Origin of the sequence: Caballeronia udeis (assembly GCF_001544555.2) — a bacterium.
GTDB classification, from domain to species: Bacteria; Pseudomonadota; Gammaproteobacteria; order Burkholderiales; family Burkholderiaceae; genus Caballeronia; species Caballeronia udeis.
Window position 1 is genome coordinate 197,858 of record NZ_FCOK02000005.1, and the last position, 13,950, is coordinate 211,807.

The 13,950-nt window shown below is 57.8% G+C and carries 12 protein-coding genes; 5 read left to right on the forward strand and 7 right to left on the reverse strand.

The window, feature by feature from the left end; translation table 11 throughout:
* Window positions 1-16: 16 nt before the first annotated feature.
* The 4 genes from AWB69_RS06295 to AWB69_RS06310 all read left to right on the forward strand — a co-directional run bounded on the left by AWB69_RS06295 (window position 17) and on the right by AWB69_RS06310 (window position 4,618).
* The gene (locus AWB69_RS06295; RefSeq protein ID WP_062083314.1) at window positions 17-1,141 is read left to right on the forward strand and encodes an ABC transporter ATP-binding protein; all 1,125 of its coding nucleotides are present in this window, start codon (window positions 17-19) and stop codon (window positions 1,139-1,141) included.
* A gap of 82 nt (window positions 1,142-1,223) precedes the next feature.
* Window positions 1,224-2,315: an ABC transporter substrate-binding protein gene (locus AWB69_RS06300; protein ID WP_062083316.1), complete on the forward strand. Its 1,092-nt coding sequence runs from the start codon at window positions 1,224-1,226 to the stop codon at window positions 2,313-2,315.
* Between the two features lie 65 nt (window positions 2,316-2,380).
* Complete coding sequence (locus AWB69_RS06305) at window positions 2,381-3,271, forward strand: phosphorylase family protein (RefSeq protein WP_062083318.1); 891 nt, start codon at window positions 2,381-2,383, stop codon at window positions 3,269-3,271.
* A 222-nt stretch (window positions 3,272-3,493) separates the two neighbouring features.
* The gene (locus AWB69_RS06310) at window positions 3,494-4,618 is read left to right on the forward strand and encodes a porin (protein ID WP_062083320.1); all 1,125 of its coding nucleotides are present in this window, start codon (window positions 3,494-3,496) and stop codon (window positions 4,616-4,618) included.
* Window positions 4,619-4,705: 87 nt separating this feature from the next.
* Here AWB69_RS06310 and AWB69_RS06315 read toward each other — a convergent pair whose 3' ends face one another.
* From AWB69_RS06315 to AWB69_RS06345, 7 genes are all read right to left on the reverse strand, one after another.
* Window positions 4,706-5,641, reverse strand: coding sequence for an SMP-30/gluconolactonase/LRE family protein (locus AWB69_RS06315; RefSeq protein WP_062083323.1), 936 nt, complete (start codon window positions 5,639-5,641; stop codon window positions 4,706-4,708).
* Window positions 5,642-5,650: 9 nt separating this feature from the next.
* Entirely contained in the window at window positions 5,651-6,619 is a 969-nt protein-coding gene (locus AWB69_RS06320) for an ABC transporter permease (RefSeq protein WP_062083325.1), read from the reverse strand.
* A complete protein-coding gene (locus AWB69_RS06325) occupies window positions 6,616-7,548 on the reverse strand; it encodes an ABC transporter permease (RefSeq protein ID WP_062083328.1) in 933 nt (310 codons plus the stop codon). Before AWB69_RS06325 ends, AWB69_RS06320 begins: the two co-directional genes overlap by 4 nt.
* Window positions 7,545-9,044, reverse strand: coding sequence for a sugar ABC transporter ATP-binding protein (locus AWB69_RS06330; protein WP_231936998.1), 1,500 nt, complete (start codon window positions 9,042-9,044; stop codon window positions 7,545-7,547). Before AWB69_RS06330 ends, AWB69_RS06325 begins: the two co-directional genes overlap by 4 nt.
* A 37-nt stretch (window positions 9,045-9,081) precedes the next feature.
* Window positions 9,082-10,119 (reverse strand): ABC transporter substrate-binding protein, encoded by a 1,038-nt coding sequence (locus AWB69_RS06335; RefSeq protein ID WP_197500183.1) that lies wholly within the window; start codon window positions 10,117-10,119, stop codon window positions 9,082-9,084.
* Between the two features lie 162 nt (window positions 10,120-10,281).
* Window positions 10,282-11,040, reverse strand: coding sequence for an SDR family oxidoreductase (locus tag AWB69_RS06340; RefSeq protein WP_407923016.1), 759 nt, complete (start codon window positions 11,038-11,040; stop codon window positions 10,282-10,284).
* 209 nt (window positions 11,041-11,249) lie between these two features.
* A complete protein-coding gene (locus AWB69_RS06345; RefSeq protein ID WP_082913280.1) occupies window positions 11,250-12,644 on the reverse strand; it encodes an MFS transporter in 1,395 nt (464 codons plus the stop codon).
* A gap of 173 nt (window positions 12,645-12,817) precedes the next feature.
* On the opposite strand from AWB69_RS06345, the gene AWB69_RS06350 reads away from it, so the two are divergent.
* A complete protein-coding gene (locus tag AWB69_RS06350) occupies window positions 12,818-13,765 on the forward strand; it encodes a 2-hydroxyacid dehydrogenase (RefSeq protein ID WP_062083334.1) in 948 nt (315 codons plus the stop codon).
* Window positions 13,766-13,950: the final 185 nt, after the last annotated feature.

Consider the following 13,950-nt stretch of genomic DNA (forward strand, 5'->3'; position numbering starts at 1 on the left):
ACCCGTCAAGACAGTCATGACTATTAGCCCCGCTACATTCAGTTTCCGGGCCGTCACCAAGCGCTATGGCGCCGTGACGGCCGTCGACAACGTCTCGCTTGACGTCAATGGCGGAACGTTCTTCAGTCTGCTCGGCCCTTCGGGATCCGGCAAAACGACCTTGCTCATGATGGCGGCCGGCTTCGAGGTGCCAAGCACAGGCGACGTCACTTATGGCACGCGAGAGCTCACGCGTGTACCGCCCGACAAGCGGAACTTCGGCATGGTGTTCCAGGGCTATGCGCTTTTTCCGAACCTGACGGTAGCCGAAAACGTCTGCTTCCCGTTGGCGGTGCGCAACATGGGCCGCGCGGAGCGCGAACAGCGAGTGCTTGCCGCGCTCGACCTCGTGCGCCTGTCCGGCTTCGGCGACCGTTTGCCGAAGCAACTCTCCGGCGGCCAGCAGCAGCGCGTGGCCCTCGCTCGCGCGCTGATCTTCGAGCCCGATATCCTGCTGCTGGATGAGCCGCTTAGCGCGCTCGACAAGAAGCTCAGGATCGGCTTGCAGATCGAATTGAGGGAACTGCAGCGCCGTATTGGCAAAACCTTCATCTGCGTCACACATGACCAGGAGGAGGCTTTGTCCATGTCAGATGAGATAGCGATTGTACGCAACGGGAAGATCGTGCAACGTGGCGCCCCAGAGCAGCTCTTCGAACGCCCTGCCACGCATTTCGTCGCCGACTTCCTTGGCGAAAGCAACTTCCTGGAAGGCAAGGTTGTTCATGCCGATGGCGCAGGATTGGTTCGATACGAAGCGCAGGGAACTGCATGCGTGCAGCAATCCGACGTCAAGGTCGAGCCTGGCGAACCGATTCTCCTGTCACTTCGGCCATCCAAGATTTCACTGACCTCGGTATGCCCGCCCGCCGGAGGCAATCTGACCTCCGGGATGCTGGCGGGATGGAGCTATCGGGGAACGGAAGTGCACTACGAGGTGACCACTCCTCTTGGCCGCCTGTCGGTCAACGCGCCGACCTGGCAATCGGACTTTGCTCCTGTGAGTGGGCAGAAGGTCTGGTTGAGCTGGTCGCCGGATGCGGCGACGATCGTCAAGGATGACCGTGGCGAAGCGAAGACCAAATCAGAGAAGCCCGCCTGAACTCCGGGCCGCTACGAACGGCAGTGGCAGCGGTACAGCAAGACCATCCCAAAGTCGGATCACCTAGAACAGGAGCATGTCGATGTCGAAGAAAAATCACGAGATGGATCAAAGCGTTTTGGACCTGGATACATCGGCCGGCCTCAACAGGCGCTCTTTCCTGAAGATGCTCGCCGCAGCCAGCGCTGCCGGCGCCATTCCGCAACTGGCATTCGCGGCGGACGATGAATTCGTCCTCGCCAACTGGGGTGGAACAGCGGAAAAGGCAGTCATGGAAGCCTTCGCCGACCCTCTCAAGAAAAAGACCGGCTTGTCACTGGTCGTCGACGGCAGCGGCGCGATGGCGGGCAAGGTGCGCGCGATGGAGGAAGCGAAGAACGTCAACTGGGACGTGATGGATATCGACCTTGGGAACATGGCGCAACTGGGCACCGCCGGCTTCGCCGAAGAGATTGACTACTCGATCGTCGACAAGTCGAAAGTGCTGCCAGGCCTCGCCACGCGCTGGGGCGTGGGCAACTATCTCTTCTCCTATGTCTTCGCAGTCAACGAAAAGAAAGTCAAAGGTCCCGTGCCGAAGACATGGGCGGACTTCTGGAACGTCAAGGACTTTCCAGGCAAGCGCGCCCTCCCCGGAATTTCAACAGGAACACTGGAAGCGGCGCTTCTCGCTGACGGCGTCGAGCCCGCGAAACTCTATCCGCTTGACGTCGACCGCGCGATCGCCAAGATCAAGCAACTCACCCCTCACTGCGTATTCTGGAAAACCGGTGCCCAGAGCGAAGATCTGCTGCGCCAAGGCGAAGTAGTTGCCAGCCTCATGTGGAGCAACCGCGCCGTCGTCGTGCGCCGCGACGTTCCAGGCATCACCTGGACTTGGGACAACGCCATTCTTTGTTCATCGAGTTGGGGGGTCCCGAAGGGCAACCCGGCGGGCAAGGCGGCGGCCATGAAATTTATCAACCTGTCGCTGGATCCCGCCAGTCAGGCCAAGGTGTTCGCGATCGTGGGCATGAGCCCGTCGAATCCGGCGGCCTCCGCGTTGATTCCGACAGCGGAGCGACAGTACAACGCAACGGCGTTTGCAGACAAGCAGGTGCAGCAAAACGAGGCGTGGTACGCAGAACATGGCGCGGCAGCCGAAGCGAAATACGTCAAGGCGATCGCTTCCTGAGCGCCCGGCCGGATTGCGACCGGCAATTAATTTTATTTAGGTATCCTCTATATAGAGAGTATGAAATGACTACCCGCTCCATACCTCGTGCCGATTTTGCTATTGTCTGTGGCAGCGCCAATTGGGGTCTGCGTTTTCCCGAAGACCTCGATGAACCCGGCGTCACGGTCGTTGAGCAAGATCTCGAATTTGACACACCCTGGGGGCCAAGCGCCGAGTGGAAGGTGCTGGAGATTGACGGCTCCAGGACCTCCGACGGGAAGGCGCGCACCGTGCTGACCGTGTTCTCTCACGGATGGCCACTGGACCGAATTGATCACGAAGCCCACAGGCGCGTCTTCTGGCTGCTTCAGGAGGCAGGTGTCCGCAAGGTCATAGCCTGTTCGACAGCCGGTTCGCTCAACCGTGCTGTCTTTGCAGGCGATTTTGTCATTGCGAGCGACATGCTTGAGTTGACCCAGACCCAGCACTCGCTATTACCCAGCCGTTACCACTACGACTGCTCGGGCAAGCAGCTTGTCTGCCCCACCTGTGCCTCGATCATGGAGGCAACCGCCAAGTCGCTATGGTCAGCCGATGCCCGCGTATTTGGTCCACGCTCACGCATGGTAGCGGCGCACGCATGGGGTCCAAGACTGACATCTCCTGCGGAAGTGACGGCGTATCGCTCGCTTGGCGCCGATTTCATCAATCACAGTCTCGCGCCCGAAGCCACGCTCGCCCGTGAGATTGGCGCGTGCTTCGTCAACTGTGCCTTTATCACCGCTGCGTTCGAGAATTACTTCTCTCCGCCTGAGCACAAACTGCTCGGCGTGGAGGAAGGCGCGCTGCGCAATATGAAACTCGCTGCATCGCGAATCGCGCTCAGGGCCATTGCCACATTCGATGCAGACGGTGGCTGCGCCTGTTCAAGCTTGCGTTCACCCATGCCTGAAGACTATGCGGGTCGACGCTAGCCCCAGCCTTATTGCCTGATCGGCTGGCCTGGAGATTCAAAGAGCCGCATTGCTGACCAACGCGGCTCGGCTTGGCTTGGTCAATAAACTTCATCGTCCTTCGTCGAATCCGCGCAGACGGAATCGTAAATAGTCGTTTCATCCCTGCAATTCCCGGAGTAGCAATTTAGTTTGATCACTTCCCCAACCGCGTTTTTAAATAAAATTAAGGGTTCCTAAATCATGAAAAAATTCCTGCCGTTAGTAGTCGGTCCTCTATTTTGCACGTGTGCGATGGCTCAGTCGTCGGTCACGTTGTACGGGATCATTGACGCCGGCCTGACTTATGTCAGCAATACGGGGGGACAGCACTCCTACCTCTTCGACGACGGCATCTCGTACGGAAACCGGGTCGGCTTTTCGGGCACCGAGGATCTGGGTGGCGGCAACAGGGCTGTGTTCAAGCTGGAAAACGGCTTTCGCCTGGGCAATGGCCAGTTGAATCAGGGCGGTGCGATGTTTGGCCGCCAGGCGTACGTAGGTCTTGGCAACAACTGGGGCACGCTTACACTCGGTAATCAGTATGATTTCGCATTCGCCTATACATCCGCATTCAACATCAGTGGGTACGGCACAGGCTACGGCGTCCACCTGGGCGACGCCGACCGGCAGGGCGGCGACCGTTTGAAAAACTCGGTCAAATTCGAAAGCACCAATTTCCATGGCCTGGTGGTTGCCGGCCTGTACTCGTTCAGCAATACGGCAGGTAATTTCCGCGACGGCAGTGCCTGGGGCCTGGGGTCAACCTACACAATGGGCAGCTTTTCCGCTGGCGGCAACTACACGCGACTTAATTCACCTACCGGCCTTGCAGGCCTTGATCCTTATGCCCAGTTCGGCATAACGACCATGCTGGGCCAAACGGTCGCGACCGTTAACTCCGCTACAGGCGCGGTAACCGACCTGCATTCGAGCACACCATTCCAGGTCGACTCGCAATCCATTCTCGGCCTGGGTGCTTCCTACGCCTTTAACAAACTGACGGTCAGCGGCGATTTCAGCAGTACGACCTTCAAGGGCTACGGGCAATCATCAACGCTGCGTGTCTACGAGACCGGTTTGCAATACCACGCGACACCTGCACTGTCGTTGATCAGTGGCTACCAGTACACCACCTTCGAAGGTCATCACTGGCATGAGGTGGCGCTTGCAACGCATTATTCACTGTCAAAAACCACGGACGTTTATGCCGGACTGGATTGGATGCGCGCATCGGAGGGTGTCGATGCCGTGATCGGCTATGCGTTCACGCCTTCGTCGGGGCGCACGCAAATGGATGCGCGCATTGGTATGCGGCACAATTTCTAGACCGCGGGCGAGAGCGCCCATGCAGCGCCCTCTCCCGTCACCTCTTCGGCCAACATATTTCCGGCTTCGAGGTACCAGGAAGATCGTTCAGGGGCGCTGTATGCCCTGAACGTTCACGCTTATACGGTATAGGGACGTGGATGCGACGATAAACATCTCATTGCGATTCTCACCCCCGAACGTCAGGTTCGCCACCGTTTCCGGTACATGGATGAGCGCAAGCCTGGTGCCATCGGGATGAAATACCTGGATTCCGATGGCACTGCTACTGAAGACCCAGCCTCGGTTGTCCAACCGAAACCCGTCGGACAGCCCTTCACCCTCGGCAATAGTGGCGAAAATCCGCGGGTTGCTCAAGGACCGGCCGTCTATGACTTCGAATACGCGGATATTGTGAAAGCCCTTGTCACCGTACGGGACCATTGACGTATCCGACACGTAAAGCAGTGACTCGTCCGGCGAAAATGCCAAGCCATTCGGGCAAATAAGAAGGTCCGTCATTACATCCAGTGTCTTTTTACGCGGGTCGAAACGAAACACATGACAACCGCGCATTTCCTGAGCGGCCTGGTGCCCCTCGCGGTCGGACAAAATGCCGTAAGGAGGATCGCTGAACCAGATTGTCCCATCGCTCTTGACGACCACGTCGTTAGGCGAATTCAGCCGCCGGCCATGATAGTTGTCGACCACGATTTCATCCACGGGCTGACTGAGACCCGGACCGAATCGAGTACGAATAACTGCGCGCTGACCGTGCGAGCAATGCAACAGGCTGCCGTCCGCCTCACGATAGTGGCCATTGGTATATTCCACCTGATCACGCCAGACACTCGCGCCCTCCTCAGGCTGCCAGCGCATCATGCGGTTATTCGGAATGTCGCTCCATAGCACGGACCCGTCTTCGTGCATCCAAATGGCGCCCTCGCTCCATATACAGCCGGTTGCAAGCTTCTCCAGCTTCGCATCGCTCCCCAGGAGATCGCGGGCACGTTCGTCATATATTTCCATAAGCGGATTAGTCATTCTGTTTTCCTAACGAGTTTGACGTCTTTCAGTCAACGCCGCCACCATCACGATAATGACGCCCGTCAACAACGTGCGCAAACCTGCGCTTGCGCCAGCGGTATTCAGCAAGGCAACCAGCAGGAACATAAACAACGCCCCGCCCCAGATGCCACCTAAAGACGCCCGGCCACCCGCGACCGACGTCCCCCCTATGACCACGACCGCAACAGTCAACAACAAGTATTCGTTGCCCTGATCCAGCGAATTTCCACCCGAGTAAGAGGCGATCAGACAACCGGTCAAACCCGCTAACGCGCCGCTGATCGCATACGTCAACAAGACATGGAAATCCGTTTTCACACCGGCCAGTCGCGCTGCGTTTCGATTCTGGCCGATCGCACAAAGTGCCCGTCCATAGATGGTGCGCGTGAGCAATAGCCAGACCAGCAGCGTCACCGCCATCGCGAAAATGGAAAATACCGGGACATAGTCTACGCGCGCCACCAGCATCTTCGCCAATAAGGCGGGTGGCGCCGTACGCATGCCGCGTCCATAGGCTATGGCGCAGGACAGGACGATCAATGCGCTAGCCATGGTTGCGATGATCGGCGGAATCTTCAGGAGGCGGATCAGCAGAAAATTGACGATTCCTACCGCCATTCCGGACGCGAGTGCTACCAGGATACCCAGGGCAATCAAACTGTTCGAACTTTGCATTGCCCCCATTGAGAGCGCGCCCGACAGCGCTATGACCGAAGGGATGGAGAGGTCTATATTGCCGGGTCCGCTCGTAATCACGAGCATCTGCCCCAGCGAAACCAGTACGGTGAAGGTCGAGAAGCTCAGTGCCGTCGTCAATAGAGGGCCCAGGCTAGGTCCCCCCCTGCCTGCGTTAAACAAAGTTGTCGCAATGAGGACGACAGCCGTTGCCACCCAGGCGCTCAGCCAGTAGCTGTTGCGTAACCCATTCCACGAAGGAACACGCGTGTCGCTCATGCTGGTTTTCCTGAATAGCCAATGGCGGTCCGCAAGCTGAGCGCCACGATAAGAATGATCCCTTGCATCGCCACTTGCCAGTCCGAGGATACCTGGTAGAAGTTCAGGAATGAGGTCGCGAGCGTCATGGTCAGGGCACCGAACACGCTGCCCAATGCATAGACTTTTCCACCCACGAATTCACCGCCGCCCAGGATGACGCTTGCAATGGAAATCAGGGTATAGCTGGTTGCCTGATTAGCGTCGGCGGAAGTCGTCTGTCCCAACAGAAGTAATCCGGAGACGATTCCGAACACCCCCGCCAAAGCGTAAACCGCCCCATGAATGCCCAGGCTCGAGCGGCCGCTTCGTTCAATCACTTTAGGGTTGCCGCCAAAGCCGCGGACGACAGTACCGAAGACCGTGATATTGAAAATGAAATAACCGATCAATGCAGCTAGGATGGCAAACAGTACCGGCAGGGGCACGAACGGCGGTTGCCACGCCATCAGGTCGACCAGATATTGGGGCGCCTGCCCGCCCGGGCTCGGAACGAGCAAAAGCGCGAATCCCAGCCAGACAAAAGACAAACCCAGTGTCACGACGATCGACGACAACCGGCGCACATGGATCAGGACACCGCAAAATACGTAGATGCCGATTGCAAGAACGTATAACAAGGCCGCCAGCCAGGGCGAGTTCGGCAATATGATCGCGCCAATCGCCGCGCACATTGAAATAAACGGTCCAATGGACAGATCCAGATCGCCCACCGACACCATCATCATCTGAGCCAACGTTGCAAAAACAATGGGAACAGATGCTCCCAACAGCAGCGTCAAGCCCAGATACGAGAGCGCGAGTGACTGATTCCTGTAGATCAACCCCAGCAGGATCGCGAAGGTGGTGGCGGACCGCAGGCGGGTGATATGAGCGCGAAAATGTCTCATGCCAACTCCTTGAAGGACAAGCGAAACAGCTCGCCTTCACTCAGGTCGGCATTTGCAATTTCCCCGACAATTTCCCCTTCGTTCATCACATAGATGCGGTCGCAGTGATATAGCTCCTCGAACTCCGTGGTGTACCAAAGGAACGTTCGCCCCTCGTCAGCTTGCGATCGAACAATGCCATACACCTCGTATTTCGTGCCGACATCCACGCCGCGAGTGGGATCGTCCATGAGTATCATGGGTGCATCTGCTCCCAAGGCGCGTGCGAACAATACCTTCTGCTGGTTGCCGCCTGAAAGTGATGAAATGGGCAGGTTCATGTCGGGAGTTTTCACCCTCAGTTTTTCCATCCATTGCCCGATCAGGCGATCTTCCTGAGCAAAGGAAATCATCCCCGCTCGCCCGCATTTGCCAAGCCACGACAAACTCATGTTCTTTGCAATCGACCATAGGCCGAACACCCCGTCGCTCTGCCTGTCTCCGGCGACGAAAGCCGTTTCGGTGTGCAGTTCGTTGCCATGCCAATCCTGGCGCCCCTTGTGCAACGCATGAATCAATTTGAGCAAGCGGGTTTGACCATGCCCTGCCAGTCCCGCCAGCCCGATAATTTCGCCTCGGAACGCCTTGAGCGGCAAACCATCCGCTAACAAACGCGCCTGCACCTGCAACTCGCCAGCTTGATGAACGCGGGTCGCCGCTTGTTCATCACGGTTCGTGTGTCCCTGGCCCATCGCCTCGACCACTTGCTTCGCACTGGTTTGCGCGATGTCGCTTTCGTAGATGACCGCACCCTCGCGCATCACAACGACGCGGTCGCTGTAGTTCATGACCTCGTGCATTTTGTGCGAAATCAATATGCAAATGCCGCCGCCACTTACAAAGTCGCGAAGATAGGTGAGTAGTTGCTTGGCCGATTGTTCATCCAGTGAGGAAGTGGGCTCATCGAGAATGACCAGCTTTAACGGATGATCGCCCGGCGTGAATGCCATGGCAATTTCGACCATCTGACGCTTGGTAATCGGCAGCGACTCGATAATCTGGTTGGCCCCCAGGCCGTGACGCGGGAAGATCTTGTCCAGCGCGCGGATCACCTGCGCACCGGCTTGTTTGCGCCACCCTAACGCGTTGCCCGCCGACGTTCGCAGACGCATGTTTTCCGCAAGACTGAGATTCGGGCATAACGACAGCTCCTGGAAGACGCAGCGTATGCCGTGCCTGATCGCTTCGTGAGTATTCCAGTGATGCTCGACCTTCCCCCCGTCCACATACAGCGTGCCCTTGTCATTCTTGAAGACACCGGAAAGAATATTCATCAGCGTTGATTTGCCGGCGCCGTTGTGTCCGACAATACCAACGCATTCCCCCGGATAGAACGCCAGGGTTGCGTCGTTCAACGCCCTCACCGCACCAAAGGTCTTACCGATTTTCTCGGTTTGAACGAATGCTGCATCCGCAGTGGATGTCATAAAAACCCTCATCACCGTCAATAAGTTCATTCGCGATGCGAAACCCGCCGAGGCAGGTGCGCATGCGTTAGTTGGCGGCGTGGGTTTTTACGTAGTCGGTGACTTCCTGCTGGCTGAAAGAGCGGTCAAATACACCCCCCTTCGGAGTGCTTGCCATTGATTGAACCAGGTCCTTCTGGGTAATGACGGCAATCGGCAGATTGATTTCCTTCGGCAGCTTCGCGCCGGCCAGCACCTGCTGCGCGTACCAGAATGCAAAGGTCGCGACGCCCGGTACGATCGAAGCTGATTGGGTCTCGTAGCCGTTTTTATCGTGCTCGTTTTTCCACAATTCCAGCTCGTCATAGCGATTGCCCATAAAAACCACAGGCAGTTTACGGCCGGCATCAATAAACGCGCGCGCCGTTCCCGCGCCGTCTCCACCCTGGGTGGTCACGGCGACGACATCGGACAAGGTTGGCAAGAGTCCCGCGACGGCCTTCTGCGCGACCGTTTGCGTATAGTCGCCGTTGACCGATCCGACCACCTTGAAGTCGGGATATTGCTTGAGACCTTCTTCCACGCCGGCATGTATCTGGTTATCCACCACGAAACCCGCCAGGCCTCGCACTTCGAGCACGTTGCCTTTTAAATTGCGCTCATGAAAATAATCGATCTGCATCTTTCCCATGCGCTTGAAATCAATACTGATCTTGTACGCGCAGGGCTCCGTAACCGTGCCGTCGAACGACACCACGACAATACCCGCACTACAGGCCTGCTTGATTGCACCATTCACCGCCGTGGGTGAAGCTGCGTCGACAACAATAGCGTTGTAGCCCTGCAGGATCATGTTCTGAATTTGCTGGGATTGTTCAGTCGCCTGATTCTGAACTGTCGTGAAACTAGGCGCTGCCGCGACGATCTTGCTGGCCACCGCCTGTTTGGTGACCTTGTCCCAGTCTTGCAGCATCTGCTGTCGCCACGAATTGCTCGCAAACGAATTCGAAAAAGCAATTTTCATATTGGTCGTCGGCTTCTCCTGAGCATGAGCGCCAATCGTTCCAAACAGGATGACGCCCAGGCACCCTAAAGTCCGCACGCAGCTTGCCACATTTCTTTTCATGCTTCGTCTCCAAAATGTTGTGGGCCAGCGCCAGTCTGCAGGATGGCCATATGTGAAATCGCTACTGTCCACTGCTGTCTATCAGGCAGCTTTCGAAACAACGCGTTGAGATCCACAGATCAGCCCGCCGGCCGGTCGACGCGCCAACGTATCCCGCTGCGATCAGCCTCGGCCGACGTAAGGCATATGACTGGCCATGACCGTCATGAACAGGACGTTGGCATCCAGCGACAAGCTGTCCATGTACAGGATTGCCTTGACCACGTTATCCATCGACATGCGTGGTTCCACCTTGATCGACCCGTCGGCCTGCAGCGTCCCCTTCGCCATCAACTCACTCATGTCAGTCACTACATTGCCGATATCTATCTGGCCACAGGCAATGTTGTAAGGCCGGCCGTCCAGCGAAGACGCCTTGGTCAGGCCGGTTATTGCGTGTTTGGTCGCGGTGTAGGGTGCAGCCTTCGGGCGCGGTGCATGCGCCGATATTGACCCGTTATTGATGATCCGGCCGCCCCCTGGCTGCTGTTTTTTCATCAGCCGGAAGGCGCCTTGCGTGCAAAGGAAGGCGCCGGTCAGGTTAACGTTGACAGCCTGAACCCACTGTTCATAGCTGATGTCTTCCAGTGAATTTTGGGGTGTGAACGTACCGGCGTTATTGAACAACAGATCCAGGCGGCCGAACTTTTCTTCAAGCTGACTAAACAACCGATTGACGGAATCTAGGACCGCAATATCGCAGGGCATTGCGTGTGCATTGCCCGCATGCGCGCCCGCCATATTCGCCGTTTCGGTCAACGCGCGTTCGTTTCGACCGGCTAGCACGACGGTGTAGCCTTCATCTAGTAAGCCTAATGCAACGCCACGCCCGATTCCTGAGCCTGCGCCCGTGATCAAGGCAATTTTCCCTTTCATCGTCACCCCTCCCTATTCTCCATCATTGAAAGATACGGGTTGTCGAGCGCTGCGAGACGGTCCGTCAAATAGCTGGCTCAATTACAAGTGGTTACCGGTAACTACGAAATGACTCTAACATGCGAAGATAGCCTGCACAAGGCGGCCCAATTGGTGATAACCCGAATCGGCTCACGTCAGACACGTCTTCGTCGAAGCGGGTGCCTGGCCGATTTCTAACTCACTGCATCGTTTAGTTCGGTCAAATCCCGCTGCCGCGTTTCGGTGGACAAGGACACGCCGATCAACGTGATCACTGACAGCGTCGCCATATAAATTCCCATCACCCAGAACGCGCCGCCTGACAGCCCAACGAGGTATATGCCCAGCAACGGCGCGATACCGCCCGACAGCACCGCGCCCAACTCACGCGCCAGTGCGACGCCGGAGTACCGGTAGCGATTGCCGAAGAGTTCGGAGAAGTGAGCGCACTGCGCACCCAGCATGCTGTTTGCTCCCAGCGCGAGGCCGCCGAACATGGCCACGTCCACCCACAGCGCGTCGCCCGTGTTCACCATCCACCACGAAGGCACGGACCAGAGCAGCATGAAGATCGCACCGCCCCGATACACCGCGATACGACCGATGCGGTCCGACAACGCACCGAACAGCGGCGTCGTGACAACACTCGCCATGCTGGCGATCAACGCGCCCGTCGTCCCTATCGACGTCAGCTCGGAGGGTCGAACACCCAGTTTCGCGGCAACGGTGCCCCCAAGGAATGCGATGACAACCGTGGTGTAGATCGTCGATCCGCCTTGTTCGGCGAATCGCATCAGGGTCGCGGCAAGCACGGGGCGGCGCGCGTGGGTAATAACGGTTTTCATCGGCGATTTGATCACGGCGTGCGCGCCCTCGAGGCTGATGAAAGCGGGACTTTCACGCAAGCGAAGCCGGATCCAGACCGCCACGCCGATGAGCAAGACGCTTGAAAGAAACGGGATGCGCCATGCCCATGCAAGGATGGCCTGCTCGCCCAGCACGTGCTGCATGACGCTGAAGGTAGCCGTGGCGAGTCCTAGCCCGCCAAAGATGCCCACGAACGGCAAGGCCGCGAAGAAACCGCGTTGCCGCACAGGGGCGACTTCCGCCATCAGCGTTGATGCCCCCGCCTGCTCCGCGCCGGCTCCAAAGCCTTGCAGCAGTCGCAGCAGTACGAGTGCCACCGCGCCTACAGTGCCGCTGGGTAAAAAGCCGACCAAGGTTGTGGAGGTGCCCATGATGGCTATGGTGACGAGCAAGACGAACTTGCGCCCCTTCCGGTCGCCGATAGACCCAAAAAACAGGCCACCGAACGGCCTTGCAAGAAAGCCCGCACCGTAGGTGCCGAAGCTCGCCATCAACCCGGCTTTCGTGCCAAGTGCAGGAAAGAAAATATGGCTGAACACCAATGCCGACGCGAGTCCGAAGATCGCGAAATCGTAGTACTCGAGCGCGCTGCCAACGGCCCCCGTCAATATCGCGCGCCTCAACTGTTGCGGCGATACGGGCGCTCTCTTAGCCGCCCCTGACGGTGGAACCTGCGTAGCGGCGCTTGCCTGCGCGGGCACAGTGGGGTGCTGCAAATCCATTTGCGTCTCCTTTGCAAATCGATGCCGTTTGATTGAACTCCGGCTATTTCTCTATTTATGGGTTGCCCACCTGAGTATCTCGCTACTCCGAAGTCATCATCTGCTGGACATGGGTTTCGTCGTGTTGTATGGTTACCGGTAACTACTAATCAAATCTAACATGAGGAGATAGCGTGCACAAGACGGATTTACTGGTAGTCGTGCGTTACCCCGAAGCGGACATGGCCGAGCTCGAACGGCATTACACGCTTCACGTCCTGTCCGATTCGACCGATCGTGCTGCGTTGCTGGCGAACGTGGGGCCGCGCATCCTTGCGGTGGCGACCAATGGAGAGGCTGGCGCCAGCGCTGAGTTGATCGACGCGTTGCCGCAACTTGAAATCATCGTGTCTTATGGCGTCGGGGTCGATGCGATCGATCTCGCACACGCCGCGAAGCGCGGCATCCGCGTCACGAACACGCCGGATGTGCTGACGGGTGACGTCGCGGATATGGGTATGGGTCTGATGCTCGCGATTGCGCGCCACATACCAGCGAATGATCGCGTGGTCCGCGACGGTCAATGGGGAAAAGTGACGCTGCCGCTGGCAACGCGGATGTTCGGAAAACGGCTCGGCATACTCGGGCTCGGCCGTGTAGGCCGCGCGCTCGCCAGGCGGGCAGCCGCATTCGATATGTCCATTGCCTATCACGATCGCGTCCGTTTCGACGATGTCGACTACACCTACCGTGAAAACGCGGTGGCGCTCGCGCGTGATTCGGATTTCCTGGTGATCTGCGCGGCGGCCGACCGGCAAAGTCATGCATCGGTAAGCCGTGATGCGCTGGATGCGCTTGGAGCCGACGGCATTCTGGTGAACATTGCGAGGGGCAGTATTGTCGACGAGCCGGTGCTGCTCGACTATCTCACCACGCGCCGCATCCGCGGCGCTGCGCTCGATGTCTTCTGGAACGAGCCGTCGATCGATCCGCGCTTTCATTCTCTCGACAATGTGGTTCTACAGCCGCATCGGTCGAGCGCGACCGTCGAAACCCGCGCGGCGATGGGGCAACTGGTTCGAGGAAATCTTTGGGCATTTTTTGAAGGTGAGCCGCTTGTTACCGAATACCCCACGCGTTGAGCTGCTCATCGAATGTCGGCACTCCCACCTCTGAATACAAAATTAACGGATAAATAAGCATGACGAATCAATCCATTCCCCCGAATTCTCACGACGAAACCGAAACCACAACGCCGCGCCTGCGTAGCCGCCGCTGGTTCGACGATCCCTCCGACCCCGGCATGACCGCGCTGTATCTCGAGCGC

Bases quoted from the DNA above. Each gene is read 5' to 3' on its own strand.
- AWB69_RS06295 (WP_062083314.1), top strand. From the start codon at position 17: ATGACTATTAGCCCCGCTACATTCAGTTTCCGGGCCGTCACCAAGCGC.
- AWB69_RS06300 (WP_062083316.1), top strand. From the start codon at position 1,224: ATGTCGAAGAAAAATCACGAGATGGATCAAAGCGTTTTGGACCTGGAT.
- AWB69_RS06305 (WP_062083318.1), top strand. From the start codon at position 2,381: ATGACTACCCGCTCCATACCTCGTGCCGATTTTGCTATTGTCTGTGGC.
- AWB69_RS06310 (WP_062083320.1), top strand. From the start codon at position 3,494: ATGAAAAAATTCCTGCCGTTAGTAGTCGGTCCTCTATTTTGCACGTGT.
- AWB69_RS06315 (WP_062083323.1), bottom strand. From the start codon at position 5,641: ATGACTAATCCGCTTATGGAAATATATGACGAACGTGCCCGCGATCTC.
- AWB69_RS06320 (WP_062083325.1), bottom strand. From the start codon at position 6,619: ATGAGCGACACGCGTGTTCCTTCGTGGAATGGGTTACGCAACAGCTAC.
- AWB69_RS06325 (WP_062083328.1), bottom strand. From the start codon at position 7,548: ATGAGACATTTTCGCGCTCATATCACCCGCCTGCGGTCCGCCACCACC.
- AWB69_RS06330 (WP_231936998.1), bottom strand. From the start codon at position 9,044: ATGAACTTATTGACGGTGATGAGGGTTTTTATGACATCCACTGCGGAT.
- AWB69_RS06335 (WP_197500183.1), bottom strand. From the start codon at position 10,119: ATGAAAAGAAATGTGGCAAGCTGCGTGCGGACTTTAGGGTGCCTGGGC.
- AWB69_RS06345 (WP_082913280.1), bottom strand. From the start codon at position 12,644: ATGGATTTGCAGCACCCCACTGTGCCCGCGCAGGCAAGCGCCGCTACG.